We start from the raw sequence: 24,325 nt of genomic DNA on the forward strand, positions 1-24,325 counted from the left end.
CATGGCCTTCATGGGCATCGCCGACTATCCCGCCTTCGCGCTCGCCATCTGGGTATTCTTGATGATCCCCGGGCCGGGCAACCTCGTGCTCATCGGCGCCACGGGCAAGGGCGGCGTGCGCGGCGGCCTCGCGGCCTCGTTCGGCGTCATCGCCGGCGACCAGGTGTTGATGTGGAGCGCGGTCGCCGGCGTGGCCGCGGTGCTCCAGGCCGCGCCCACCCTGTTCACCGCCGTGCAGTGGGCCGGGGCGGCCTACCTGGTGGTGCTGGGCGTCAAGATGCTGCGCGCCCGGCCGGGCACGGGCCCGGTGCTGGAGGTCCAGCCGCGGCACTACTTCCGCCAGGCCCTGGGCATCACCTTGCTCAACCCCAAGGCCATCGTTTTCTACATGGCCTTCTTCCCGCAGTTCGTGCACCCCACGCAGCACCAGGGCCTGCTCACCTTCGCGGCCATGGCCCTGACCGTGGCCGCCATCACCCTGCTGTACTGCGCCCTCGCCATCGCCCTCACCCGCTGGGCGGCCGACCGCTTGCGCGCCAGCCCGATGGCCGGCGTGTGGCTGGAGCGCGGGGCCGGCGGCTTGCTCGTGGGCTTTGGTTTGAAGCTGGCGCTGGGGCGCTGAGGGCATCGGAAACCCTTCCCGATCGCAGGCCACTGCGGTTGGATGCCGGGGCGCTGGTAGCCTCTAGAGCATGAGCATGTCCGAGCAAGAACGCCTGCAAGCGCTGGCCGATTTGGAAGTGATGGACAGCGCGGCCGAGCGCGAGTTCGACGCCCTGGTGGCCATTGCGTCGGCGGTGTGCAACACCCCGATCTCCCTGATCAGCCTGGTGGACGACCGCCGCCAATGGTTCAAGGCCAACGTGGGGCTGCCGGGGGTGACCGAGACCCCGCGCGAAGTCGCCTTTTGCGCGCATGCCATCCAAGGCGATGCGCTCTTCGAGGTGCCCGACGCGACGCAGGACGCCCGCTTCGCCGACAACCCCTTGGTCACTGGCCAACCGGACATCCGCTTCTACGCCGGTGAGCCACTTCGCCTGAGCAATGGCGCCCGGGTGGGCACCCTGTGCGTGATCGACCGGTCGCCGCGCGTGCTGGACGAGCACCAGCGCACCGTGCTGCGGCACCTGTCGGTGGCGGCGGTCCAGGCCTTGGAGGGGCGCCACGCCCTGCGAGCCTTGCAACGGGCGCGCGAGGCGCTGCGCGCGGCCGAATCGCGCTTCGGCGGCCTGACGCAGGTGGCGCCGGTGGGCGTCTTCGCGGCCGATGCCCAGGGCCGGGCGATCTACACCAACGCACGCTGGCGCAGCATTTACGGGCTGAGCGACGACCAAGCCCTGGGCGACGGCTGGGCCAGCACCTTGCACCCCGACGACCGCGACACCGTGTTTGCGGCCTGGCGCGATGCCGTGGCCGCACGGCGCGAACTCGACCTCAGCTTCCGCATCCAGCGCCCCGACGGCAACCTGCGGCGCGTGCACTGCCGGGCGCGGGGCCTGCGCGGCGAGGACGGCGAACTCAGCGGCTATGTGGGCTCGGTGGAAGACGTGACCGATCGCAGCCTGTCGGCCGACGCGCTGCTGGACCTGCTGCAAAGCCAGTTCATCGTCACGGTCACCGACCTGAAAGGCACGATCTTGCAGGCCAGCCCGGCGGCGGCGGCCATCAGCGGCTACACCGTCCAGGAGCTGGTTGGTGCGCCCCACAACATCGTGAATGCGGGGGTGCACCCGAAGGAGTTTTTCCAAGGGATGTACGACACCCTGCAGGCGGGCCGGACCTGGCGCAGTGAGAAGTGCAACCGGCGCAAGGACGGCTCGATCTACTGGGTCGATGCCGTGCTGGCGCCCCTGCCCGGCCTGGACGGCCGCACCGAGCGCTACGTCTCGATCGCCACCGACATCACGGCGCGCAAAGCGCAGGAAGCCGCGCTGGGGCGCCTGCAGGCCTTGCTCGAACAAACCGGCGAAGTGGCCGGGGTGGGCGGGTGGGAGCTTGAGATCGGGGCCGCCGGCCCGGTCTGGACCGACCAAACCTGCCGCATCCACGGGGTGCCCCCGGGGCACCGACCCAGCCTGGAAGAGGCCTTGGACTTCTATGCCCCCGAGGCCAAACCGGTCATCAGCGAGGCGGTGGCCCGGGCCCTGGCCACCGGAGGGGGCTGGGACCTCGAACTCCCCGTCATCCGCCGCGACGGGCGCCGCATTTGGGCCCGCGCCGTGGGCCACGTCGAGATGCGCGACGGGCAAGCGGTTCGCCTGATGGGCGCTTTCCAGGACATCACCGAGAAGCGCCGACAGGCCGACGAACTGCGCGGCGCTCACCAACGCATGCGCTTGGCGGCCGAGAGCGGCGGCATCGGCATCTGGGACTTTGAGGTGGCCACCTCGACCCTGACTTGGGACGCGCAGATGCACCGGCTCTACGACTCGCCCAACGACGGCCGCCCGTTGGGGCACGCCGATTGGCGCGATCGCATCCACCCCGAGGACGTGGGGCGCGCCGAGGCCGACCTGGCGCGCGCGCACGCCACGGGAGAGCCCTTCGACAGCGAGTTCCGCGTGGTCTGGCGGGATGGCAGCGTTCACCACATGCGGGCCACCGCACTCATCGAGAAAGATGCCACCGGGCGCCCGCTCCGGACCGTGGGGGTCAACTGGGACGTCACGCCCCTGCGGGAGATGGCGGCGCAATTGGCAGAGCAGCACGAGCTGCTGCACGTGACGCTCGAATCGATCGGCGACGCCGTGATCACCACCGACCAAGCCGCCAAGGTGACCTGGCTGAACCCGGTGGCCGAACGGCTCACGGGCTGGCCCAAGGCCGAGGCCAGCGGTCGGCACTTGGACGAGGTCTTCCAGATCGTCAACGAAGCCACCCGCCTTCCCGCCAAGAACCCCGTCCTGACCTGCCTGAGCGAAGGCAAGATCGTGGGCTTGGCCAACCACACCGTGCTCTTGGCGCGCGACGGCCAGGAGTACGGCATCGAAGACTCGGCCGCGCCCATCCGCCGGCCCGGGGGAGAAGTGCTCGGCGCTGTCTTGGTCTTCCACGACGTGACCGAGCAGCGCCGCATGAGCGGCGAGATGAGTTATCGCGCCACGCACGATCCGCTGACCGACCTGTTCAACCGCACCGAGCTCGACCAGCGCCTGCGCGCCTTGCTGCACGCGGCCCACGCCGACGGCAGCCAACACGCCCTGCTGTACATCGACCTGGACCAGTTCAAGGTGGTGAACGACACCTGCGGCCACAGCGCGGGGGACGAGCTGTTGCAGCAGGTCGCGAAGCTCATGCAGCGCTGTGTGCGTTCGCGCGACGTGCTCGCGCGCTTGGGCGGTGACGAGTTCGGCGTGCTGCTGGAGCAATGCACCACGGAGCAGGCCATGCGCGTGGCGCAGAAGATCTGCGACGAGATGGAGCTCTTCCGGTTCGCACGGGGCGATCAACGCTTCCGGGTGGGGGCCAGCATCGGCCTGGTTCCCGTCGACCGGCGCTTTGCCACGCCCGCGCTCGTCATGCAAGCGGCCGACGCGGCCTGTTACTCGGCCAAAGAGAGCGGCCGAAACCGGGTGCACGAATGGGTCGAAACCGACGCCAACCTGGCGCACCGCCACGCCGAGATGCAGTGGTCCACGCGCTTGGAGCAAGCGCTGGACGACGACGCCTTCGTCCTCTTCGGGCAGCGCATCGTTTCGTTGACCGAAGCCGACGTGGGCTTGCATGCGGAGTTGCTGCTGCGCTTGCCCGACGGGCGCGGCGGCTACCACCCCCCGGGCTTGTTCTTGCCCGCTGCCGAGCGCTACCACTTGGCGTCGCGCATCGACCGCTGGGTGCTGCGTCAGGTCATCGACTGCCTGCAGCGCTCGCCCGACCGCGAGCGCTTGGGGCTGCTCAGCATCAACCTCTCGGGGCAGTCGGTGGGCGACCGGGCGTTCCACGCCCACGCCCTGGCGCTGCTGCGGGAGGCGGGCGCCTCGATTTGCGAGCGCTTGTGCCTGGAGATCACCGAGACGGCCGCCGTGACCAACATGACCGACGCGTCGCAGTTCGTGCGCCAGGTGCGCGAGCTTGGCGTGCGCGTTGCGCTCGACGACTTTGGCGCTGGCGCGTCGTCCTTCGGCTACCTGAAGCAGCTTCAGGTGGACTTTCTCAAGATCGACGGGCAGTTTGTGAAGGACGTCATCGACGATCCGCTCGACGCGGTGGCCGTGCGCAGCTTTGTAGAGGTGGCCGCGGTGGTGGGTGTGCGAACGGTGGCCGAGTTCGTGGACCGAGCGGAAGTGATGGCGCGTGTCCGCGAGATGGGCGTGGGCCATGCGCAGGGCTTCCACCTGCACAAGCCCGAGCCTTTGACGCAGTTGATGGCCACTTACCGGACGTGAGCGTCGGCGGCGTCACCACGCTGGCCGTGCAGCACGAACGCACGCTGTGGGTGCGAGGCGCCGGCGACGCCCAAGCCCGCCCGCTGTGCGCCGCCAGCGGCCTCGTGCTTTTGGGCCAGCGCGCCTTCGTGGTGGCCGACGACGTGCTGGACCTGGCCAGCTTCGCACTGGACGCCCCCTCGGAACCCGGGCAAACCTGGCGGCTGTTCGACGGCACCCTGCCCGAGGACCCTGCCGCGCGCAAGGCCGCCAAGCCCGATGCCGAGTCCCTGCTGCACCTGCCGCCCAGCCCCGAGCACCCGCACGGCGCGCTGCTGGCCCTGGGCTCGGGCTCGCGGGCCACGCGCTTTCGCGGTGCGCGCTTGGCGCTGGGCCCCGACGGCCTGCCCCACGGGCCGGCGCAGCCGCAGGACCTGCATCCTTGGTTTGACACTTGGATGCCCAAGGTGCACGAGCCCAACGTCGAAGGCGCGTTCGTGCAGGGTGAGGAACTCGTGCTGCTGCAGCGCCGCAACGGCCACGCCGGCACCAACGCCACCGTGACTGGGCCCTGGCCGCCAGCGCCGGGCTGCGAACCCCGCGTCACGCGCTGGGATTTGGGCTTGCTCGACGGCGTGCCCTTGGGCTTCACCGACGGCTGCGCCTTGCCCGATGGCGGCTGGCTCTTCAGCGCCGCGGCCGAAGACACCGACGACGCCTACCAAGATGGTCGCTGCACCGGCTCCGTGCTGGGTCGCGTGGGGCCCGACGGCGCGCTGCGCGGGCGGTGGACCTTGTCGGTCACGGCCAAAGTCGAGGGCGTGGCGGTGCAGGCGCTGGCGTCCGGTTGGCGCGTGTGGATGGTGACCGACGCGGACGACCCGACCCAGGCGGCGAGTTTGCTGAGCGTGGTGCTGCCGGGCTAAGGCCTCACCAAGCCCGCTGCCGCGTCACGACCTCCCACCACATCCGCCAGTCGCCCATCAGGCTGTAGAGCGGGTAGCGGAAGGTGGCCGGCTTGTTGTGCTCGAAGAAGAAGTGGCCCACCCAGGCGAAGGCGTAACCCTGCAACAGCGCCACGAGTGCCCACCAGGGATTGGCCGTGAGCACCGCAGTGAGCAGCAGGGCCAGCGCCAGGCTGGTGCCCACGACGTGCAGCCGGCGCGAGGTGGCGTTGGCGTGCTCGCTCAGGTAATACGGGTAAAAGTCTTGGAAGCGGGTGTAGCGGGCGGTGTCGGTCATGGCATGGGCCGGGCCATTCGGGGCCCCGAGCTTGCGCCCAAGCCGGCGAGCGCCGCCTCGGGAATGCCCCGGACCCCAGGGGCGGCTGGGGCGCGAGGCTTCGATTCGTCGCCCAGGCGCCGGGCTTCGTCGCCGATTCCCGGGCTTCGTCGCCCCAGTGCTGCGACGAGGCTGGCGGGTGGGTAAGGTGCGCCCCATCCCCTGCCGATGCACGGGACCGAAGCCCCCAGCGCGCCACCTCGGCCGCCGGGGCGGGACGCCGGGGCCCTCCTGCCCACCAGGAGCCCGGCGGGCAGGCCCTCCGTCACGGGGGATCGCTTGGAACGCCACCCCGCCCCCGACGGACCCAGGGGTGCGCCGGTGGGTGGAGTGGCCGGCCGGCCCTCAGCCCGGCAAGTTCCAGCGGCCGTCGCGCACCGCCTCGCACCACACGGCGAAGGCCTCGGCGCTCAAGGGGCGCGACAACCAATAGCCTTGCGCCACCTCGCAGCCCAGCTGGCGCAGGCGCTCGGCCTGCGCCACCGTCTCCAGGCCCTCGGCCACCAGGTTCAATTCCATGGCCTCGGCGATGGAGACGATGGCCCGGGTGAGCGAGCGGTCGTCGGTGTCCGAGTCCAGGCGGCTGACGAAGCTGCGGTCGAGCTTGAGCTCCGACACCGGCAAGCGGCGCAGGTAACTGAGGCTGGAGTAGCCGGTGCCGAAATCGTCGATGGACACGCCCACGCCCATGGCCCGCAGCGCGCTGAGCTGGGAGACGGCGCGGCGGTCCTGGGCCTCGTCGAGCATCAGGCGCTCGGTCACCTCCAGGGTCAGGCCCTCGGGCGGCAGTGCGTGCTGGGTCAGCGCCGCCTGCACATCGGCCACCACGTCGTCGTGCACAAAGCGGCTGGGCGACACGTTCACCGCCAGGCCGGGCACGGCCAGGCCCTGGTCCCGCCAAGCGGCCCATTGGGCGCAGGCGGCGCGCAGCACCCAGGCGTCGATGGCGTTGACCAGGCCGCATTCCTCGGCCAGGGGGATGAAGCGGTCGGGCGGGATCCACCCCCGCCCCGGGCACGGCCAGCGCAGCAGCACCTCGGCGCCCAGCAAGGCCCCGCTGCGCAGGTGCACCTTGGGTTGGAAGTGCAGCTGCAAGCCGCCTTCGGCCAGGGCCTTGCGCAGCTCGGCCTCCATCCAGCTCTTCTCTTCCAGGGCGCGCGCCATGGCGGGGGTGAAGCCGCGCGCGCACTGGCGCCCCGCGGCCTTGGCCTGTACCAGTGCGAGGTCGGCGTGCTTGAGCAAGCTCTCCAAGGTGTGCCCGTCGTCGGGGAAGAGGCTGAAGCCGATGCTCATGCCCAAGCGCACCTCGTGCCCGCGCACGGCGGGCCAGGCGGCGTCCATCGCGGCGCACAGAGCGTCGGCCGTGTGCGTGGCGGCCTCGCGATCGGCCTCGGGCAGCAGCACCACGAACTCGTCGTCGCCCAGGCGAGCCAGGGTGTCCAGGCCGGGCAGGCTTTGCGCCAGGCGGCGGGCCACCGCGCGCAGCACCTCGTTGCCGGCGGCGTGGCCCTGCAACTCGTTGATGGCCTTGAAGCGGTCCAGGTCCATCAGCAACACGGCCGCGCTGGCCCCGGCCGCCTGCAAGCGCTGCAGTTGGGCTTCGGCCCGGCGCGTGAACAGGCCGCGGTTGGGCAGGCCGGTGGTCGGGTCGAAGTAGGCCAGGCGCTCGATGCGGGTCTCGTGCTCGTGGTGCAACAGGGCCACGCGGCACAGCTGCGTGCAGGCTTGAACCAACAGGCGGTGGTAGGGGTCAACGGCCGCTTCTTGCCAGTAGTACAGCGCGAAAGTGGCGCCCACGCGTTCGGCGTCGAGCATCACCGGCGTGGACCAGCACGAGGCCAGGCCGTAGCCCAGGGCCAGCTCCTTGTACGCCGCCCAGAGCGGGTCGGTGGCGATGGAGCGCACCTCGACGGGCTCCTTGCGCCATGCGGCGGTGCCGCAAGAACCGGCTTGCGGGCCGATCAGAGCGCCTTCCAACGCGGCCGAGTACGCGCTGGGCAGGCTGGGGGCCGCCAGGGGGTGCACGCGGCCTTGCTCGTCCACGGCCAGCACGGTGCAGGCCACCCCGGGCGCCACGGCCTCCACCTCGCGGCACAGGCGGTCCATCACCTCGGGCAGGGGGCGGGCGGTGGCCACGGCCTCGAGCACGGCGCGCTGGATGCCGTCGATGGCGGCGCGTTCGCTGACGTCCACGCGCGGCCACACGCTCAAGACCCAGCCCTCGCCCTGGGGCGCGGCATCGGCCTGCACGGTGACGGGCAAGGGCTCGCCCTGAGCGCGGCGCAGCACGCTGGCCCGCGCCGGGCCGTGCTCGCCTTCCACCCAACGGGCCCAGGTTTCGGGCTGCAGCAAGGGGAGCGCGCCAGGGTCCAGGCCCTCCTGGCCCACCCAGGCCCGCAAGCTGGCGTTGAGGCGCAGCACGCGCCCCTGGGCGTCCAACCAGGCCAGGCCGACGTCGTGGTGGGTGCGTTCAAGCGGTGGCATGCGCTGGGTCTCCCTGGCCAAGCTGCAAAGGCCTTGACGCTATCGCAGCCCAGCGCCTGGCGCCAGCCGTTGACCCCTTGGGGCCCAGGAATTCCTCGGAATCGTGCGGTCGTTCCGGCGCCGAGGACTGCCCCTAGCATCCCGGCATGGCCAACGCCCCCGATGCCCTTCACGTCGACCGCACCGCCGAGGGGGCGGTCCCGCCGCCGCGGGCGGTGCGCACCTTCGACGCCCTGCCCGGCCCGCGCCGGCTGCCCCTGCTGGGCAACCTGTGGCAGGTCCAACCCACGCGCTTTCACCAACAGCTGGAGGCCTGGTGCCGCCGCTACGGGCCGGTGTTCCGGCTGCAGCTGGGGCGCCACGGGCGCGTGGTGGTGGTGGGGGAGCACGCGGCCATCGCCCAGGTGCTGCGCGACCGCCCAGAGGGCTTCCGGCGCACCGAACGCTTGCAGGACATCTGGCTCGAAATGGGCCTGCTGCCCGGCGTGTTCGGCGCCAATGGGGAGGTCTGGCAACGCCAACGGCGCATGGTCATGCACGGCTTCGACCCCGCCCACGTGCGCCGCTACCACCCGCAGCTGCAGCGCGTGGCCGATCGCCTGGTGGCCCGCTGGCAGGGGGCGGCCGCGGCGAATCAGGCCATCGACCTGCAGGGCGATTTGATGCGCTTCACCGTGGACGCCATCGCCGGGCTGGCCTTCGGCGCCGAGGTGGACACGCTGTCGAGCGACGAGGACGTCATCCAACGCCACCTCAACCGCCTGTTCCCCGTGCTCTTTCGGCGCGTGTTTTCGCCGCTGCCCCTTTGGCGCTGGTGGCCGAACGCCGACGACCGCGCGCTGCCGGCGACCGTGGCCGCGGTCAATGCGGCGGTGGACGGCTTCGTGCGCGAGGCCCGCGCCCGCTTGGCCGCCGACCCCACCCTGCGCGAAGCACCGCGCAACCTGCTCGAGGCCATGCTGGTGGCGGCCGACCTGCCCGACAGCGGCATCGACGACGCCCAGGTGGCCGGCAACGTGCTGACCATGCTGCTGGCCGGCGAGGACACCACGGCCAACACCCTGGCCTGGCTGATCCACCTGCTGTGGCAGCACCCGGCCGAGCTGCAGCGGGCGGTGGACGAGGTGCGCCGCGTCTGCCCCGCCGGCCGCGCGGCGAGCCTGGACGAGTTGGCGCAACTCGAACACCTGGAAGCCTGCACCCACGAGGCCATGCGCCTCAAGCCGGTGGCCCCGATGAACGCCTTGCAAGCCCTGCGGCCGACGGTGTTGGCCGGTGTGCAGATCGAACCCGGCATGCTGGTCATGGCCGCGATGCGCCACGACCCGATGAACGAGGCCTTGGTGCCCGAGGCGGCGGCCTTCCGGCCCGAGCGCTGGCGCGGCCAGGGCGGTGCCGTCGAGGCGGCGCACCACCCCAAGCGCGTGTCCATGCCCTTCGGCGCCGGCCCGCGCATCTGCCCCGGCCGCTACCTGGCCCTGTTGGAGATCAAGACCGCCATGGCCGCCTTGCTGGCGAACTTCGACCTGGCCCACGTGGGCACGGTGGACGGCCGACCGCCCGAAGAGGTGCTGCACCTGGCCATGGCCCCCAAGGGCCTTCGCATGCGCCTGCGCGCTCGCGCGCAGGGTTGGGACCGCGCCTGATCAGGCGCGCAGGTAGCGGTCGTAAATGGCCTGGAACCGGCCGTTGGCCTTGAGCAGGCGCAGGCCGGCGTTGAAGTCGTCGCGCACCGCCGTGCTGCGAAATACCGGGCGGTAGTCCAGCGGGTTGACCTGGGTGAAGTCTTGCTCGACCACCGGGCGCAGCGCCGGGCCGGCCGGGTCTCGGGCGGCTTGCTTGACGAAGTAGCGAAAGATCGTCCGGTCGCTCAACACCACGTCGCAGCGGCCCAGCATCAACAGGCGCACGTGCACCGCCTGGTCGTTGATCTCGCTGTAATGGCCGGCGGCCCGCACCGGCTCCAGCCACGCCGGGAAGCGCGACAGCGCCCCCGGGAACGAGACCACCCTCAGGCCGTCCAGGTCGCGGGGCTGGCGCAGCTTGAGCGCCCGCTCGCGCAGGGTGATGAGCACGTTGTCGTACACGACGGCCGTGTCGCCATGGTGCCCGCCGTACTGCGTCAGGTCCTGGCCCAGGTCGGTCATGGTCGCGTCCACGGTGCCGGCTTTGAACTCCAAGGGCACGCGCGCGAACGGGAAAAACAGGGGCTCGAGCGTGTGGCCGCGCAACGCCAAGGCCTCGCGGAACACGTCGACCTCGATGCCCGACGCGGTCTGCGGGAAGCAAAACGGCGGGATCTTCTCGCCGAAGGCCATGCGCACGGTCAGGCCCTTCGCTGCCGCACTGAGCGGCAGCGCGGCCCCCAGCAGCAGGCGTCGGCGCAGGGACGGGTTCATGCCCCGATGCTAGGCCCCTGCAGAAGGGGCGCGCGTCGGGGTCGACCTCAGGGCCGACGCACCGCGCCCGAGCGCGCGCTCTCCAAGAGCGCCTGCACCAAGCGCGTGGTGTCGCGGGTCTCTGCCCAGGTCGGCCAGTGCGGGTGGGGCGGCTCGCCGCGCGCGAGGGCCGCCAGCGCCTCGGCCTCCAGCCGGAAGCCGTTGCCTTGCGGCACGGGCTCGCGCTGGCCTTCGTAGCCGCGGTAGACCTCGATCCAGTCCAGCCCTGGCCCCACGTGGTTGTGAAAGCCACAGGCCAAGGCGCCCTCGCTGCCAACAATGCGCAGGTGCCGGTGCACCAGGGCGTCGAAGCGGCATTGCACCGTGGCCATCAGGCCGTCGTCCCAGGTCAGCACCGCCGCGAGCGCGTGGTCGGCCCCGCCGGGGCCCCAGGTGGCGCTGGCCTGCACGGAAGCGGGCAAGCGCCCGGCCAACGCACGGACCATGCTCAAGGGGTAAACGCCCACGTCCCACAGCGCGCCACCGCCCAGCGCCGGGTCCAGGCGGTAGTCGGCGTCGTTGCGCAGCGTGAAGCCGAACTCGCCCGACAACTGCCGCAGCGTGCCGATCTGCCCGCCGCGCACGCGCGCCAGCAGCTCCAGCGTCTGCGGCTGGAAGCGGTAAGGGAAGGCCTCCAACACCGTGCGCCCCGCGGCCTCGGACGCGGCCTGCAAGCGGTCCACGTCGTCGACGCTCAGGGCCATGGGCTTCTCGCACAGCACGTGCTTGCCCGCCGCCAAAGCGCGCAGGGCCCAGGGCACGTGCTGGTCGTTGCTCAAGGGGATGTAGACGGCGTCGATGTCGGGGTCGCCGAGCACAGCCTCGTAGTCGGGCAGCACGCGGGGGACGGCCTGCGCCTGGGCAAAGGCCGCCGCGCGCTCCGCACTGCGGCTGGCCACCGCGGTGACCTGCACGGCGCTGGACGGCGCCACGCCCTGGCAAAAGCCGGCCGCGATGCGCGCGGCGCCCAAGATGCCAATGCGAAGAGGAGCGTTCATGGGGGACTGAGGAGCTCAAGAGGGGCGAAGGTTCGCACGCCAAGAAAAAGGGGCCTGCAGCGCAGGCCCCTTCGGTCGACCAGGTGACGAGGCTTACTTGGCCTTCATCAGGCGCTCGAGCAGCGGGCTGAGCAGCGCCAGCAGCACGCCGGCGCCGATGGCGAAGGCGGCCAAGAAGGGGTAGAGCGCGTAGCCGCTGCCGTGCAGCATCTGCTCCATCACGCCGGCCAGGTAGTTGGCGGCAGCGCTGGACAGGAACCACACGCCCATCATCAGGCTCAGCACCTTGGCCGGGGCCACGCGGCTGACCATGGACAGGCCGACCGGCGACAGCATCAGCTCGCCCAGGGTGTGGATGACGAAGACGATGGCCAGCCAGTGCATGCCGACCTTGACGCCGGTGTCGGCGATGCCTTGCGCCATGGCCATGACGATGAAGCCCAGGCCCAAGACGACCATGCCCAAGGCTTGCTTGAGCGTGTCGCCCATCTTGAAGCGGCTTTGGTCCAGGCGCGTCCACAGCAGGGCGAACACCGGGGCCAGGGCCACGATCACCAGGGGGTTGATCGACTGGAACCACGAGGCCGGCACTTCGAAGCTGCCGACCATGCGCTGCGTGTTCTGGTCGGCGAACAAGGCCATGGTGCCGCCGGCCTGCTCGAAGCCGGTCCAGAAGGCGATCACGAACACCATCACGATGACGATGCTGATGACGCGGCCCCACTCGGCGCCGGTCAGGGGCGCGTGCTCGGCGTCCTTGGCGTCGGGTTTGATGATCCACCAGATGGCGCCGCCGATGCCGCCCACGGCGATGGCCACTTGGGCCAGGGTGGGCAGGCCACCGAACACGGGGCCCACGACCTTCCACAGTTGGTAAGCACCGACCACGAAGGCCGTGCAACCGGCGCTCCACATGGCGATCAGCGGTGCGTCCTTGAACGTGACCGGGCCTTGGTGCGGCATCAGGCCCGAGCGGCCCAGGGCCGGCTGTTGCCAGCAGAACTGGACCAGGCCGGCGGCCATGCCCACGGCGGCGGCGCCGAAGCCCCAGTGCCAGCCCATCTTCTCGCCCAAGGTGCCGGCCACCAGCGGGGCCAGGAAGGCGCCCAGGTTCACGCCCATGTAGAAGATGGAGTAACCGCCGGCGCGACGGGGGTCGTCTTCACCGCGGTACAGCTCGCCCACCATGGAAGTGGTGTTGGGCTTGAAGAAGCCGTTGCCCACGATGATCAGACCCAGCGCGTAGTACAGCAGGGGCTCGAAGGCCATGGCCAGGTGGCCCAGCATCATCACCACGCCGCCCACGATGGCGGCACGGCGCTTGCCCAAGATGCGGTCGGCGACGGCGCCGCCGATCAGCGGCGTCAGGTACACCAAGCCGGTGTAGATGCCGTACAGGGCCAGCGCGTTGTCGCGGCTGTAGCCCAGGGCGTTCACGAGGTACAGCACGAGCAGGGCGCGCATGCCGTAGTAGCTGAAGCGCTCCCACATCTCGGTGAAGAAGATCACCTTGATGCCAGGCGGCTGGCGGGTGTCGTCGGCGGGCGCTTGTGGCGCGGTGCCGCTCAGGGGGGTGGCGTTGGTCACGGGTTTCAGACTCCAGATGCGACACGGCCGCGCGGGTGGCGCGGCCGGTCAGGGAAGCGCGGATTGTCCTCGCGCTGCGTCAGGGTTTGACCTGGGGCTCGCCCTATGGGGCCGGCCCTGCGCCCCCCCCGCCGCTGCGGGGGTGGTCAGGCGCATCGGTTCGGCGCATATTGCGGTTTCCGCATTGAGGGAGACGCCGATGGCCCCCCGTGTCTGGAATCCGTATGCGCCCACCGCCAGCGCCACCACCCCGCCGCTGCCGCGGGCTTCGCTGGACGGCTTGGAGGTCCAAGACTCCTCGTTCGACCACTGGTTGGAGTCGGGCGGTGAGCGCCGGCGCCGGCCGCGCACCGCCGGCTCGGCCGCCGACCGCGGTCGCGTGCCCTTGGAGACAGGCGTGCAGGCCAGTGGCTGGGACCGCTTGGGCGACGCCTTGCTCAAGTCCTGAACGCCGACGAGCGCCCATGAAAAAGCCCGCCGAAGCGGGCTGGGTGGGCGTGGGTCGGCGCCGGATCAGGGGTAGAGACCGCGCTCTTCGCGCGCCTGCAGCACGCGCGTGCACGCCACCGTGAAGGCCGCGGTGCGCAGCTTGATCTTGTGCTGCTCGGCCGTTTCCCAGATGTGCTTGAAGGCGCCGATCATGATCTTGTCCAGGCGCAGGTTGATCTCGTCTTCCGTCCAGAAGAACGAGCTGAAGTCCTGCACCCACTCGAAGTAGGACACCGTCACGCCACCGGCGTTGGCGATCACGTCGGGCACCACCACGATGCCGCGGTCGGCCAGCACGTCCTCGCCGTCGGGCGTGGTCGGGCCGTTGGCGCCTTCCAGCACCAGCTTGGTGTGGATGCGCTTGGCGCGCTCGGCGGTGATCTGGCCTTCCAAGGCGGCGGGGATGAGCACGTCGCTCTTCACGTCCCAGAAGTTCTCGTTGTCGATCTTGTCGGCGCCCTTGAAGCCGCCCACGCCACCGGTCTTGGCCACGTGGTCCAGCAAGTCAGCGATGTCCATGCCGCTGTCGTTCTGGATGGTGCCGGTGTGGTCTTGCACGGCCACCAGCTTGGCGCCGTTGGCCACGAAGAGCTTGGCGGCGATAGAGCCCACGTTGCCGAAGCCCTGCACGGCGATGCGCGCGCCTTCCAGCGGCTGGTTCAGGCGGCGCATGGCTTCGCGGCCGACCACGAACACGCCGCGGCCGGTGGCTGCCACGCGGCCCAGCGAGCCGCCGAGTTCGATGGGCTTGCCGGTCACGACGCCCGTGGCGGTGGCGCCCACGTTCATCGAGTACGTGTCCATCATCCAGGCCATGATCTTGCCGTTCGTGTTCACGTCGGGCGCCGGGATGTCCTGCGTCGGGCCGATGATGATGCCGATCTCGCTGGTGTAGCGGCGGGTCAGCTTCTCCAGCTCTTTCTCGCTCAGTTGCTTGGGGTCGACGCGGATGCCGCCCTTGGCGCCGCCGTAGGGCAGGTTCACGGCGGCGTTCTTGATGGTCATCCAGCCGGACAAGGCCATCACCTCTTCCAGCGTGACGTCGGGGTGGTAGCGCACGCCGCCCTTGCCCGGGCCGCGGGTCAGGCTGTGCTGCACGCGGTAGCCCTCAAAGTGGGCGATGGTGCCGTTGTCCAGCTCGATGGGGATGTCGACGATCAAGCAGCGCTTGGGGCGGCGCAGGGTCTCCACCCAGCGGCCCAGGTGGCCCAGGTAGGGCTCCACGGCGTCGATTTGGGACAAGTAGGTGCCCCAAGGCGAGTTGCGCGTGGGCGAAACGAAAGACACGTTCGGCATGAAGCCTCCGAAGATTTTTTAGTGGGGCGAACGGTAACCCGTCGAAACCTTGTGCGGATCGCCCCTGCGACGCCGCTTGAACATCCCCTTATGCGGCGCTTGCATCGTCCTTGGCGAAGCCTGGGTCGTCAATCGGTGGGGATGCTCAAGGCGGGCTCGGCGGACAAGGCCACGACGTGGCGAGCGCCTGGGCCGCAGCGACCACCTTGGGGTCCTCGGGCGGGTGAACGAAGCCCCGATCGGCAAACGCCTTGACGATCGCCGGGTCCGACTCAATGTGATGGAACGGGGTGCGCTGCTGGCCACCTCGGCCTTCTCGCAGGCCGTCGGGCTGGCAACGCTGGATCAAGTCACCCCAGGCACGGGATTCCACCTTGTCCAGGCCGTACAAGCTGCCCCAGCGCGCGAGTGCGGTCCACGACGCCTCGTCGCCCCGCTGGGCGGCCGCTCGGTGCCACTCGGCCAATTGCGCCGCCACGTCGGGGGCCCAGCTCGCCTTGGGGGGTCTGTCCAGCGCCGCCTCGTAGTCGCGCACGGCGCCCGGCCAGTGCGCCGCCACCAGGCGCTCGGCGATGGCCTTGCGCTGCGCCAACAGTTCGGGCGTGACCGTTTGGCAAGCACGCTTGCCGGACGCGAACCGCTCCAACACGAATTTGGCGACGACCGGCCCACCCCACTGCTGGGTGCGTGCCGAATCGCTCAGTTCGTCGAGCACTTCCGGTTTGTGACACAAGCTCAATTGCCGAAAGGCCAAGGCCAGGGTCTCGGGCCGGCCCGCGTCGATGTTGCGTTGGATGTGGGGCGCGAAGCCTTCCGATCCCATATCCGGCGGCCACAAGCCCTGGCCTGCCGCCGCCGAGCGCGATGGCTCAGACGCAGGCGGTGCCGGAAGACTGGAGGCCGGCAAGGTCGGTGCACGCACCTCGGTCGAAGCAGCCGTCATCGGCACTTCAGGCGAGGGACGTGTTGGTCCCGCCTGGTCGGCACGCCAAGTCCAAGCCACCACCACGGCGCCCGCCAATGCCGCCAGCGCGATCGAAGCCTTCATCCGTGTTCTCCCTGTGCAGGGCGCGCATGCTAGCCACGGGGTCGGGCACGCCGCGCCCGTACCATCCGGCGCACCCATGACCGGCCTGTCGCTCGCCCTCCTCTACCTCGTCGCCGCCGTGCTCGGCGTCGTGGCCTGCCGCAGCTTGAAGCTGCCGCCGATGTTGGGCTACCTGGTGGTGGGCGTGCTGATCGGCCCCAACGCCCTGGCCCTGGCGCAAGACACCGCGGGCCTGCGCTACATCGCCGAGTTCGGCGTCGTGTTCCTCATGTTCGTCATCGGGCTGGAGTTCAACCTGCCCAAGCTGCGCAGCATGAAGCACCTGGTGTTCGGCCTGGGCCTGCTGCAGGTGCTGCTCACCGTCATCGGCTCCATGCTGGGCAACCTGGCGCTGGCCTGGGGCACGCGCTTCTTGGGCGTGGAGTGGGAGCTGGGCTGGCAAGGCGCGCTGGTGCTGGGCGCGGCCATGGCCATGAGCTCCACGGCCATCGTGGTCAAGCTCATGGCCGAGCGGCTGGAGTTGGAGAGCGAGCACGGCAAGCGCGTCATGGCCGTGCTGCTGTTCCAAGACCTGGCCGTGGTGCCCTTGCTGGTGCTCATTCCGGCGCTCAAGGCCAGCGGCAGCGAGATGGCGGCCGACATGGCCTGGGCGGCCCTGAAAGCCGTCGTCGTGCTCACCCTGCTGCTGTGGGGCGGGCAAAAGGGGATGCGCTGGTGGCTGACCCTGGTGGCCAAGCGCAAGAGCGAAGAGCTGTTCGTGCTGAACCTGCTGCTCATCACCCTGGGCCTGGCCTGGCTGACCGAGCACGCCGGCCTGAGCCTGGCGCTGGGCGCCTTCGTGGCCGGCATGCTGATCGCCGAGACCGAGTTCAAGCACCAAGTGGAAACCGACATCCGTCCCTTCCACGACGTGCTGCTGGGCCTGTTCTTCATCACCATCGGCATGAAGCTCGACTGGCAGCCCGTGGTGGACCAGTGGTGGCTGGTGGGCCTGCTGGCGCTGGGGCCCACGCTGGCCAAGTTCGCGCTGGTGGCGGCCTTGGCCCGGGGCTTCGGCGCGCCCCCGGGCACGGCCCTGCGCACCGGCCTGTACCTGGCCCAAGCGGGCGAGTTCGGCTTCGTGCTGCTGGGCTTGGGCGCGGCGCAAGGCTTGGTGGGGGCCCAGTGGGTCAGCCCGGTGCTGGCGGCCATGGTGATCTCGATGATGGCCACGCCCATGATCGTGATGTTCAGCAACCGCATCGTCATGAAGCTGTCCAGCAGCGACTGGCTGCTGCAGTCGGTGCAACTGACCACCATCGCCAAGAAGGCCTTCAAGGCCGACGCCCACGTGATCATTTGCGGCTTCGGCCGCAGCGGCCAAAACCTGGCGCGCCTGCTGGAGGGCGAGCACATCCCCTATATGGCGCTGGACCTGGACCCCGACCGCGTGCGCCAGGCCGCCGCCGCCGGCCGCAGCGTGGTGTTCGGCGACGCCGCCCGCCTGCAGGCCCTGATGGCCGCCGGCCTGCACCGCGCCAGCGCCGTGGTCATCAGCTACCACGACACCCCCAGCGCGCTGAAGGTGCTGCGCCAGATCCGCGCCCAGGCCCCGACCGTGCCGGTGGTGGTGCGCACGGTGGACGACAGCGACCTCGACGCCCTGCGCGCGGCCGGCGCCACCGAGGTGGTGCCCGAGGCGATCGAAGGCAGCCTCATGCTGGCCAGCCACGCGCTGGCGCTGGTGGGCGTGCCCATGCGGCGCGTGATCCGGCTGACCCGCGATGCGCGCGACGCGCGCTACGGCCTGCTGCGCGGCTACTTCCACGGCGCCGACGACGACGGCATCGACGAGCGCGAGCAAGCGCGGCTGCGCTCGGTCACCCTGCCCGTGGCCACCCGCCACGCCGGCGTGCTGGCCGGTGAGTTGCTGTTGGCCGAGCAAGGCATCCAGCTCGTGTCGCTGCGGCGTGCCGATGGCGCCGTGTGCACGCCCGATGAGGCCTTGCGCGTGCAAGGGGGCGACACCCTGGTGCTCAGCGGCACCCCCGAATCCTTGGCCCTGGCCGAAGAGCGCCTGATGCGCTGACGGCCCCCTCCCTTGCCCCCGATGACTTCGCCCCCTCGCCGCCGCGTGATCCTGATGCGCCACGGCGCCGTGCAGTACTTCGACCCCGCGGCCGCGGCGCCCCTGGCAGCGCACGGCGTGCCCCTCACCGCCGAAGGACTGGCCCAAGCCCGCACCGCCGGCCTGGCCCTGGCCGCGGCCGGGGTGCACATCGACCTGGCCATCGCCAGCGGACTGCCCCGCACCCTGCAAACGGCCGAGGCCGTGCTCGGCGCCCAGGTCGCCCCGCCCGCCCTGGAAACCTGGCCGGAACTCGAAGAGGCGCGAGGCGGCCGCCTGCGCGACCTGCCTGCCGACGCGCTGCTCGACGCATTCACCGCGCTCCAGCGCGGCCCCTTGACCGATGACACCCGCTTCTTGGGCGGGGAGCGCCTGGGCGACCTGCTGGACCGGGTGCTGCCCGCCTGGGAGCGTTTGCGTGCCCGCCAGGATTGGCAGGTGGCGCTGGTGGTGGCCCATGGCGTGGTCAATGCCGCCTTGCTCAGCCACGTGGTGAGTGGCGGCCAGCGCATGGTGCTGCCCGGCTGGCAACAAGAGCCGGCCTGCCTGAACCTCATCGACCTGGGGCCGGCGCCGGGCGATGACGTGCTGCGCGCCTGCAACTTGGCGCCCACCGACTGGCTGCAACGCGACACCCGCACCACGACCATGGAACGCCTGCGCGACGACTTCTTGGGCTGGTCGGCCGCGCGCCAAAAGTTACACAGGGTTACCCCGTAAAGCACGGGGTTTCCCGGAGTCGGAAGGTTTACCACCCTAGTTCTGGGGGTATCGCGTGATGCTTGTCACGCGAATCAATTCGAAAGTGGGCCCACTTCTTGCTGCTGCGTGGGCTTCGTTCGGCACGACCGGGCGATACGGGTTTGCCCGAACCGGGGCGGACCTGTTGGATTGAAGAACTTTTTCAGGACCTCCCCTCCCATGATCAGCAGCAAAACCACTTTGAAGGCACTGGCCGCCGCGGCCAGCTTGGCCCTGGCCGCCAGCGCCTCCGCCGCCACCGTCACCGGCTCCAACAAGGGCTTGGAATGGACGGCCAAGAGCAACATCGTCGGCGCCACGTCGACCGGCACCGTCGCCGCCGGCGGCGACCCCCGCTACTTCGCCACCGCGCCGAAGTACAGCGGCGTGGCCACGCTGATCATGGAGTACTCCGACGGCGGTCGTTACATCTGCACCGGCTCGCTCCTTCTTGACACCCGCTCGATCCTGACGGCCGCCCACTGCGTGGCCCCGCAAGAAACTGCCACGCTGGTCAAGACCACGGCGTACTTCAACAACAGCGGCAACCCCGACACCGTGCCCTCGGCCGATCCGGCGTCGCAGGCCCGCGTCATCGAACGCGTGACCATCAACCCGAACTACACGGGCGAGGTCATCGACGAGAACGACATCGCCGTGCTGCGCATGGCCGACGTCGCCCCCAGCTTTGCCCAGGCCTACACCCTGTCGAGCCTGACGGACCTGCAAGGCCAGACGTACAACATCGCCGGCTACGGCGGCCGCTCCACCGTCGGTGGCAGCGTGGGCGTGAACGCCGGCACCGGCCGCCTGCGCCAGGGCAACAACATGTACGACTACAACCTGGGCAATGCGGCGTTTGAAGGCTTCTTCGACGGCTTCTTCGGCACCGCCTCAACCAAGAACGTGTGGATCGCCGACTTCGACACCGGTCTGGCCGTCAACAGCCAGTCTTGCCGCATCGCCGCGGCCGTGGCCGCCGAGGACACCGACCTGACCCCGTTCTGCAACCTGGGCGTGACCAACGAAGTCAGCAGCGCTGGCGGCGACTCGGGCGGCCCCCAGTTCGTCGACGGCAAGCTGGCCTCGGTGACCTCCTTCGGCCTGAGCTTCGGCACGGGCTGGGGCGACGCCGTTCGCGGCCTGCAAAGCTCCTTCGGTGAGATGAACGGCTTCGTGCCGGTCTACGCCCACCTGGGCTTCATCACTGGCGCCATCCCGGAACCCAGCAGCTTCGCGCTGTTCGGCATCGCCGGTCTGGGCCTGCTGGCCGCGCGTCGCCGCCGCGCCTGAAACCCTGCGTCAGGGCTTCGGCCCTGAGCCCCTCGCCCGCGCGGCCTTGGCCCCGCGGGCTTTTTCATGCCCGCGCGCGGCTCACTTGCCGATGCAGAAGCGGCTGAAGATCTCGCCCAGCAGGTCGTCCGCCGTGAACTGGCCGGTGATGGCCGACAACGCGTCGTGCGCCAGGCGCAGCTCTTCCGCCACCAGGTCCAGCGGCGGCGCCTTCAGGCCCACATGGGCCAGGGCCAGACCCAGGTGCTCGGTGGTGGCGGCCAGCGCGCGCACGTGGCGCTCGCGGGCGATGAACAGGCCCTCTGGCACGGCCTGCCAGCCCACGCGGCGCAGCAACTCGCGGCGCAGCGCGTCCAGGCCCTCGCCGGTTTGGGCACTAAAGGCGATCGCCCCCTCGGGCACCGCCGCGTCGGGCGCGGCGTCGCGCTTGTTGAAGGCGTGCAGCAGGTGCGGCTCCAGGTTGGCGTCCACCGCCTGCAGCTGCGCACGGATGCGCGCGTCTTCGCGCTGGTAGTCGGCCTCGCCCCAGCGGGTCAGGTCGTGCAGGAACAGCACCACGTCGGCGTCGGCGATGGCCGCCCAGCTGCGCTGCACGCCGATCTTTTCGACCACATCGTCGGTGTCGCGCAGGCCCGCCGTGTCGGTGATGTGCAGCGGCACGCCGTCGATCTGGATGCTTTGCTGCAGCGCGTCGCGTGTGGTGCCGGCAATGGGCGTGACGATGGCCAGCTCGGCGCCTGCCAGCGCGTTCAAGAGCGCGCTCTTGCCCACATTGGGCTGGCCAGCCAGCACCACCTTCAGGCCCTCGCGCAGCAGCGCGCCTTGGCGCGTGCGCTCGCTGATGCGCGCCAGGCGCGCTTGCAAACCTTCCAGTTGGCCGATGACGTCGGCCTGCTGCACGAACTCGACGTCCTCTTCTTCGGGGAAGTCGAGCGTCGCCTCCACGAACATGCGCAGCTGCACCAGCGCGTCGCGCAGGCCGTTGACTTCTTTGGACAAGGCGCCATCCAGCGCCCGCGCGGCGCTGCGCGCGGCGGCCTCGGTGCTGGCGTCGATCAGGTCGGCCACGGCCTCCGCCTGCGCCAGGTCCAGCTTGCCGTTCAAAAAGGCGCGCTGCGTGAACTCGCCCGGCTCGGCCAGGCGCAGGCCCGGCATCAGCGCCAGGCAGCGCGCCAGCAGCAGCTGCAAGATGACCGGCCCGCCGTGGGCCTGCAGCTCCAGCACGTGCTCGCCGGTGTAGCTGTGCGGCGCTGGGAAGTGCAGCGACAGGCCGTGGTCGATGGGGCTGCCGTCGGCCGCGCGCAGCGCGCCGTAGTGCGCGTGCCGGGGCTTCAGCGCCTGGCCGCACAGGGCCTCGATCAAGCCGTCCAAGGGCTGCCGCGACGACACCCGCACGATGCCCACCGCCCCCCGCCCCGGTGCGGTGGCGATGGCGGCGATGGGGTCTTGGTGACGGGCGAGCATCGTGCGATTGTCCAAATGAAAACGCCGCGCATCAGCGCGGCGTTTTGGAGTGTGGCGCGGGGGAAGGTCCTAGGCCGTTCTTCGTAGAACGCTCTGGGCACCTGGCAACCGCGAAAGACCTTCTTTCGAAGACCCTTGGGTGGCACGCCCCGCATGCCCTCGATTGAAATCCAGTCCGCCCTGCAAGGGGAGCCCTCGGACGCGGGGCCACCCCTCGTTCGCGTGACTTAGTGCTGCACCCCGAGCTGTTTGTTGATCATCCATTGCTGGGCGATCGACAGCAGGTTGTTCACCAACCAGTACAGCACCAGGCCGGCCGGGAAGAAGAAGAACAGGCCGCTGAAGATCAGGGGCATGATCCACATCATCTTGGCCTGCATGGGGTCCGGCGGCGCCGGTTGCAGCCACACCTGCAGCAAGCTGCTCAGCGTCAGCAGCACGGGCAGCACGTAGAACGGGTCCTTGGCGCTCAGGTCGGTGATCCACAGCAGCCAGGGCGCATGGCGCATCTCCACGCTGGACAGCAGCACCCAGTACAGCGCGATGAAGAAGGGCACCTGCAGCAGGATCGGCAGGCAGGACCCCAGCGGGTTGACCTTCTCCTCCTTGTAGATGCGCATCATTTCTTGCTGCATCTGCTGCGGCTTGTCCTTCAGGCGCTCCCGCATCTCCATGATCTTCGGGTTCACCTTCTTCATCTTGGCCATCGAGCGGTAAGCGCTCGCGTTCAGGCCATAGAAGGCGATCTTCAGCAGCACCACCAGCAGCACGATGGACCAGCCCCAGTTGCCGATCAGGTTGTGGATCTGGTCCAGCAGCCAGAACAGCGGCGTGGCCAAGATGCGGAAGAAGCCGTAGTCCTTCACCAGGTACAGGCCCGGCGCCAGGTCGGCCAGCTTCTTCTCTTCCTGCGGGCCCACGAACAGCAGGTCGTCGGCGTGCGCCGTGGCGCCGGCGGCGATGGGCTGCATCGGCAGCACCATGCCCGCCACGTACAGGCCGTCGTTATTCTGTCGAACGTAAAACTCGCGATCGGCCTTGTCGTTGCGGATCCAAGCGCTCACGAAGTAGTGCTGCACCATGGCCACCCAGCCGTCTTGCGCCTTGCGCTCGCCCTCGAACTCCTTCTTATTGAAAACGAGGTCCTTGAACTCGACCTTGGTGTACTTGATCTTGTCGTGGTACAGCGCCGGGCCGGTGAAGGTGTGCGTGCCCAGGTACTGCGAGCCTTGCGACATCGAGCTGCCATCGCGCTGCAACTGCAGGTACAGCTGCGGCGTCACCGGCGCCGTGCCGGCGTTCACCACCTCGTGCCGCACCTTCACGACGTAGCTGCCGCGCTCGAAGGTGTAGGTCTTCACCAGCTTCAGGCCGCCCAGCTCGGGCGACTCGAAGCGCAGGTTCAGCTGCTGCGCACCGTCGGCCAGCTTGCGCTCGGGCGACACCAAGGTCATTACCGCGTTGTCATGCCTTGGGGCATTCGGTACGCCCACCAAGCCCGACTGTGCGGCGTAAGCGCGCTGGCGATCCAGCACGCGCATCGGCGCGCGCTCGGGCGTGTCGTCGCCGTGCTTCAGCAGGGCCACGTCCACCAGGCTGCCGCCCAGGGTGCTGAACTGCGCCTTGATCAAGTCGGTCTCGATGGCCACCAGCTCGCCCTGCGGCGGCGCCGAGGCGGGCGCGCCGGGGGCCGCGGCCGCAGCCGGCGTGGCGCCGGTCTGCATGGCCGCCGGAAGCGCCGCGCTGGCGGGCGCGCCGGCCGCGGCCGGTTGCGTCGTGGCCGCCGGGGTGGGGCTGAACATCGAGGGGCGGCCTTGGTGACGCTGCCAGCCATCCCAAAGGAAGACCAGCGACATCGTGAAGACCACCCACAGCACGGTGCGACGGATATCGGTCATGGGTGCGAACGGGTTGAAGGATCGGAGAACAGGCGGGTGAACAGCCGCGGCGGCTGCTCGGGCACGGGGTCGTGCCCCCCCAAACAGAAAGGATGGCAGCGCAGCAGGCGCCGCGCCGCCAGGTACGAACCTGCGGCCGCGCCGTGGCGTTGCAAGGCCTGCATCGCGTAGCCCGAGCAGCTCGGGGTGTAGCGGCAGCCGGCGTTCAGCCAGTGGCTGAAAAACACTTGGTAGAAGCGCACCAGCGCCATCAGCAGGCGGCGCATCACGGCGTCACCTGTGTGTCTTTGGGCGGGCGCGGCTTGGGCGGCTTCGGGTTCGCCGCGCGGCGCCACAGCGTGGCCAAGTCGTCGCGCAGGTGCAGGCGCAGCGCGTCGCTTTTGGCGCTGACGAACTGCTTTTTGTCGATCGGCGCGCGCAGGCGCACCGCCCACAGGCCGGCCGGCAAGGGCGCGCCGGCGCGCAGTTGCTCCAGCAGCGTGGCCCGCACCAGGCGCTTGACCAGGTTGCGCGTCACCGCGCGCTTGGCCAGGCGTTTGGGCACGACCAAGCCCAGCCAATGCCCGCTCACGTCGGACGCGGCAGGCGGCTGGGCAGGTTCATCCACAACGGAGACGCTGCTCGGCACCGAGTCTGTGGATAACCCTGTGGGCAAGCTGTGACGAGGTGGCACAGGCCGACTGGGCACGCTGCTCAGATGGTGCACGGCGAACAGAGGGGATCGGGCGCGGCTGGGCTGACCCAGCAGTCGCTCAAAGTCGGCCGCACGCTGGATGCGGCCGGGGCTGGGGCACAGGCCCAGACGCTCGGGCGACGTCATGGCGCCGCCGGCAAGCA

19 protein-coding genes are annotated in these 24,325 nt (G+C 70.1%); 8 read left to right on the forward strand and 11 right to left on the reverse strand.

Annotated features, from left to right (window positions below; translation table 11 throughout):
- Nucleotide 1 precedes the first annotated feature (1 nt).
- The 3 genes from EOD73_RS12545 (at nucleotide 2) to EOD73_RS12555 (ending at nucleotide 5,290) form a co-directional block, all read left to right on the forward strand.
- Nucleotides 2-622, forward strand: coding sequence for a LysE family transporter (locus tag EOD73_RS12545; protein ID WP_127683347.1), 621 nt, complete (start codon nucleotides 2-4; stop codon nucleotides 620-622).
- 76 nt (nucleotides 623-698) lie between these two features.
- Nucleotides 699-4,385, forward strand: a complete 3,687-nt coding sequence (locus EOD73_RS12550) for a PAS domain-containing protein (protein WP_310733057.1) — start codon at nucleotides 699-701, stop codon at nucleotides 4,383-4,385.
- Nucleotides 4,382-5,290: a DUF6929 family protein gene (locus tag EOD73_RS12555; protein ID WP_127683348.1), complete on the forward strand. Its 909-nt coding sequence runs from the start codon at nucleotides 4,382-4,384 to the stop codon at nucleotides 5,288-5,290. The genes EOD73_RS12550 and EOD73_RS12555 overlap by 4 nt, the downstream gene beginning before the upstream one ends.
- Nucleotides 5,291-5,294: 4 nt before the next feature.
- Here EOD73_RS12555 and EOD73_RS12560 read toward each other — a convergent pair whose 3' ends face one another.
- Nucleotides 5,295-5,606, reverse strand: a complete 312-nt coding sequence (locus EOD73_RS12560; RefSeq protein WP_127683349.1) for an Mpo1-like protein — start codon at nucleotides 5,604-5,606, stop codon at nucleotides 5,295-5,297.
- 384 nt (nucleotides 5,607-5,990) lie between these two features.
- On the reverse strand, nucleotides 5,991-8,129 hold the full coding sequence (locus EOD73_RS12565; protein WP_127683350.1) for a putative bifunctional diguanylate cyclase/phosphodiesterase: 2,139 nt from the start codon (nucleotides 8,127-8,129) through the stop codon (nucleotides 5,991-5,993).
- Nucleotides 8,130-8,275: 146 nt separating this feature from the next.
- Here EOD73_RS12565 and EOD73_RS12570 point away from each other — a divergent pair, with 146 nt between their 5' ends.
- Nucleotides 8,276-9,775, forward strand: a complete 1,500-nt coding sequence (locus tag EOD73_RS12570; protein ID WP_127683351.1) for a cytochrome P450 — start codon at nucleotides 8,276-8,278, stop codon at nucleotides 9,773-9,775.
- Here the strand turns inward: EOD73_RS12570 and EOD73_RS12575 are convergent, their stop codons facing one another.
- From EOD73_RS12575 to EOD73_RS12585, 3 genes are all read right to left on the reverse strand, one after another.
- The gene (locus EOD73_RS12575) at nucleotides 9,776-10,528 is read right to left on the reverse strand and encodes a substrate-binding periplasmic protein (RefSeq protein ID WP_205702464.1); all 753 of its coding nucleotides are present in this window, start codon (nucleotides 10,526-10,528) and stop codon (nucleotides 9,776-9,778) included.
- A 47-nt stretch (nucleotides 10,529-10,575) separates the two neighbouring features.
- Nucleotides 10,576-11,565 (reverse strand): Gfo/Idh/MocA family protein, encoded by a 990-nt coding sequence (locus tag EOD73_RS12580; RefSeq protein WP_127683352.1) that lies wholly within the window; start codon nucleotides 11,563-11,565, stop codon nucleotides 10,576-10,578.
- Between the two features lie 93 nt (nucleotides 11,566-11,658).
- Nucleotides 11,659-13,152, reverse strand: a complete 1,494-nt coding sequence (locus EOD73_RS12585; RefSeq protein WP_205702465.1) for a peptide MFS transporter — start codon at nucleotides 13,150-13,152, stop codon at nucleotides 11,659-11,661.
- Between the two features lie 199 nt (nucleotides 13,153-13,351).
- Here EOD73_RS12585 and EOD73_RS12590 point away from each other — a divergent pair, with 199 nt between their 5' ends.
- Nucleotides 13,352-13,600 (forward strand): hypothetical protein, encoded by a 249-nt coding sequence (locus EOD73_RS12590; RefSeq protein WP_127683353.1) that lies wholly within the window; start codon nucleotides 13,352-13,354, stop codon nucleotides 13,598-13,600.
- Between the two features lie 65 nt (nucleotides 13,601-13,665).
- Here EOD73_RS12590 and EOD73_RS12595 read toward each other — a convergent pair whose 3' ends face one another.
- Together EOD73_RS12595 and EOD73_RS12600 are read right to left on the reverse strand one after the other, a co-directional pair.
- Nucleotides 13,666-14,937 carry a Glu/Leu/Phe/Val family dehydrogenase gene (locus EOD73_RS12595; RefSeq protein ID WP_127683354.1) on the reverse strand — a complete coding sequence of 424 codons (1,272 nt, stop codon included), beginning with the start codon at nucleotides 14,935-14,937 and terminating at the stop codon, nucleotides 13,666-13,668.
- A 145-nt stretch (nucleotides 14,938-15,082) separates the two neighbouring features.
- Nucleotides 15,083-15,760, reverse strand: a complete 678-nt coding sequence (locus tag EOD73_RS12600; RefSeq protein WP_127683355.1) for a hypothetical protein — start codon at nucleotides 15,758-15,760, stop codon at nucleotides 15,083-15,085.
- A gap of 301 nt (nucleotides 15,761-16,061) precedes the next feature.
- Here EOD73_RS12600 and EOD73_RS12605 point away from each other — a divergent pair, with 301 nt between their 5' ends.
- The 3 genes from EOD73_RS12605 (at nucleotide 16,062) to EOD73_RS12615 (ending at nucleotide 20,126) form a co-directional block, all read left to right on the forward strand.
- Entirely contained in the window at nucleotides 16,062-18,053 is a 1,992-nt protein-coding gene (locus EOD73_RS12605; protein WP_127683356.1) for a monovalent cation:proton antiporter family protein, read from the forward strand.
- A gap of 21 nt (nucleotides 18,054-18,074) precedes the next feature.
- The gene (locus EOD73_RS12610; protein WP_127683357.1) at nucleotides 18,075-18,812 is read left to right on the forward strand and encodes a histidine phosphatase family protein; all 738 of its coding nucleotides are present in this window, start codon (nucleotides 18,075-18,077) and stop codon (nucleotides 18,810-18,812) included.
- Nucleotides 18,813-19,013: 201 nt separating this feature from the next.
- Nucleotides 19,014-20,126: a trypsin-like serine protease gene (locus EOD73_RS12615; protein WP_127683358.1), complete on the forward strand. Its 1,113-nt coding sequence runs from the start codon at nucleotides 19,014-19,016 to the stop codon at nucleotides 20,124-20,126.
- Between the two features lie 81 nt (nucleotides 20,127-20,207).
- Here the strand turns inward: EOD73_RS12615 and mnmE are convergent, their stop codons facing one another.
- The 4 genes from mnmE to EOD73_RS12635 form a co-directional block, all read right to left on the reverse strand.
- The gene (mnmE, locus tag EOD73_RS12620) at nucleotides 20,208-21,590 is read right to left on the reverse strand and encodes a tRNA uridine-5-carboxymethylaminomethyl(34) synthesis GTPase MnmE (protein WP_127683359.1); all 1,383 of its coding nucleotides are present in this window, start codon (nucleotides 21,588-21,590) and stop codon (nucleotides 20,208-20,210) included.
- Nucleotides 21,591-21,817: 227 nt separating this feature from the next.
- The gene (gene yidC / locus EOD73_RS12625; RefSeq protein ID WP_127683360.1) at nucleotides 21,818-23,488 is read right to left on the reverse strand and encodes a membrane protein insertase YidC; all 1,671 of its coding nucleotides are present in this window, start codon (nucleotides 23,486-23,488) and stop codon (nucleotides 21,818-21,820) included.
- Nucleotides 23,485-23,757 (reverse strand): membrane protein insertion efficiency factor YidD, encoded by a 273-nt coding sequence (yidD, locus tag EOD73_RS12630; RefSeq protein WP_127683361.1) that lies wholly within the window; start codon nucleotides 23,755-23,757, stop codon nucleotides 23,485-23,487. The genes yidC and yidD overlap by 4 nt, the downstream gene beginning before the upstream one ends.
- Nucleotides 23,754-24,308, reverse strand: coding sequence for a ribonuclease P protein component (locus tag EOD73_RS12635; RefSeq protein ID WP_127683362.1), 555 nt, complete (start codon nucleotides 24,306-24,308; stop codon nucleotides 23,754-23,756). The genes yidD and EOD73_RS12635 overlap by 4 nt, the downstream gene beginning before the upstream one ends.
- Nucleotides 24,309-24,325 lie beyond the last annotated feature (17 nt).

Source organism: Inhella crocodyli, assembly GCF_004004565.1.
GTDB classification, from domain to species: Bacteria; Pseudomonadota; Gammaproteobacteria; order Burkholderiales; family Burkholderiaceae_C; genus Inhella; species Inhella crocodyli.

Excerpts from the sequence above, each read along its gene's own strand:
- EOD73_RS12545 (WP_127683347.1), top strand. The coding sequence starts at position 2 with ATGGCCTTCATGGGCATCGCCGACTATCCCGCCTTCGCGCTCGCCATC.
- EOD73_RS12550 (WP_310733057.1), top strand. The coding sequence starts at position 699 with ATGTCCGAGCAAGAACGCCTGCAAGCGCTGGCCGATTTGGAAGTGATG.
- EOD73_RS12560 (WP_127683349.1), bottom strand. The coding sequence starts at position 5,606 with ATGACCGACACCGCCCGCTACACCCGCTTCCAAGACTTTTACCCGTAT.
- EOD73_RS12565 (WP_127683350.1), bottom strand. The coding sequence starts at position 8,129 with ATGCCACCGCTTGAACGCACCCACCACGACGTCGGCCTGGCCTGGTTG.
- EOD73_RS12570 (WP_127683351.1), top strand. The coding sequence starts at position 8,276 with ATGGCCAACGCCCCCGATGCCCTTCACGTCGACCGCACCGCCGAGGGG.
- EOD73_RS12575 (WP_205702464.1), bottom strand. The coding sequence starts at position 10,528 with ATGAACCCGTCCCTGCGCCGACGCCTGCTGCTGGGGGCCGCGCTGCCG.
- EOD73_RS12580 (WP_127683352.1), bottom strand. The coding sequence starts at position 11,565 with ATGAACGCTCCTCTTCGCATTGGCATCTTGGGCGCCGCGCGCATCGCG.
- EOD73_RS12590 (WP_127683353.1), top strand. The coding sequence starts at position 13,352 with ATGGCCCCCCGTGTCTGGAATCCGTATGCGCCCACCGCCAGCGCCACC.
- EOD73_RS12595 (WP_127683354.1), bottom strand. The coding sequence starts at position 14,937 with ATGCCGAACGTGTCTTTCGTTTCGCCCACGCGCAACTCGCCTTGGGGC.
- EOD73_RS12600 (WP_127683355.1), bottom strand. The coding sequence starts at position 15,760 with ATGGGATCGGAAGGCTTCGCGCCCCACATCCAACGCAACATCGACGCG.
- EOD73_RS12605 (WP_127683356.1), top strand. The coding sequence starts at position 16,062 with ATGACCGGCCTGTCGCTCGCCCTCCTCTACCTCGTCGCCGCCGTGCTC.
- EOD73_RS12610 (WP_127683357.1), top strand. The coding sequence starts at position 18,075 with ATGACTTCGCCCCCTCGCCGCCGCGTGATCCTGATGCGCCACGGCGCC.
- EOD73_RS12615 (WP_127683358.1), top strand. The coding sequence starts at position 19,014 with ATGATCAGCAGCAAAACCACTTTGAAGGCACTGGCCGCCGCGGCCAGC.
- mnmE (WP_127683359.1), bottom strand. The coding sequence starts at position 21,590 with ATGCTCGCCCGTCACCAAGACCCCATCGCCGCCATCGCCACCGCACCG.
- yidC (WP_127683360.1), bottom strand. The coding sequence starts at position 23,488 with ATGACCGATATCCGTCGCACCGTGCTGTGGGTGGTCTTCACGATGTCG.
- EOD73_RS12635 (WP_127683362.1), bottom strand. The coding sequence starts at position 24,308 with ATGACGTCGCCCGAGCGTCTGGGCCTGTGCCCCAGCCCCGGCCGCATC.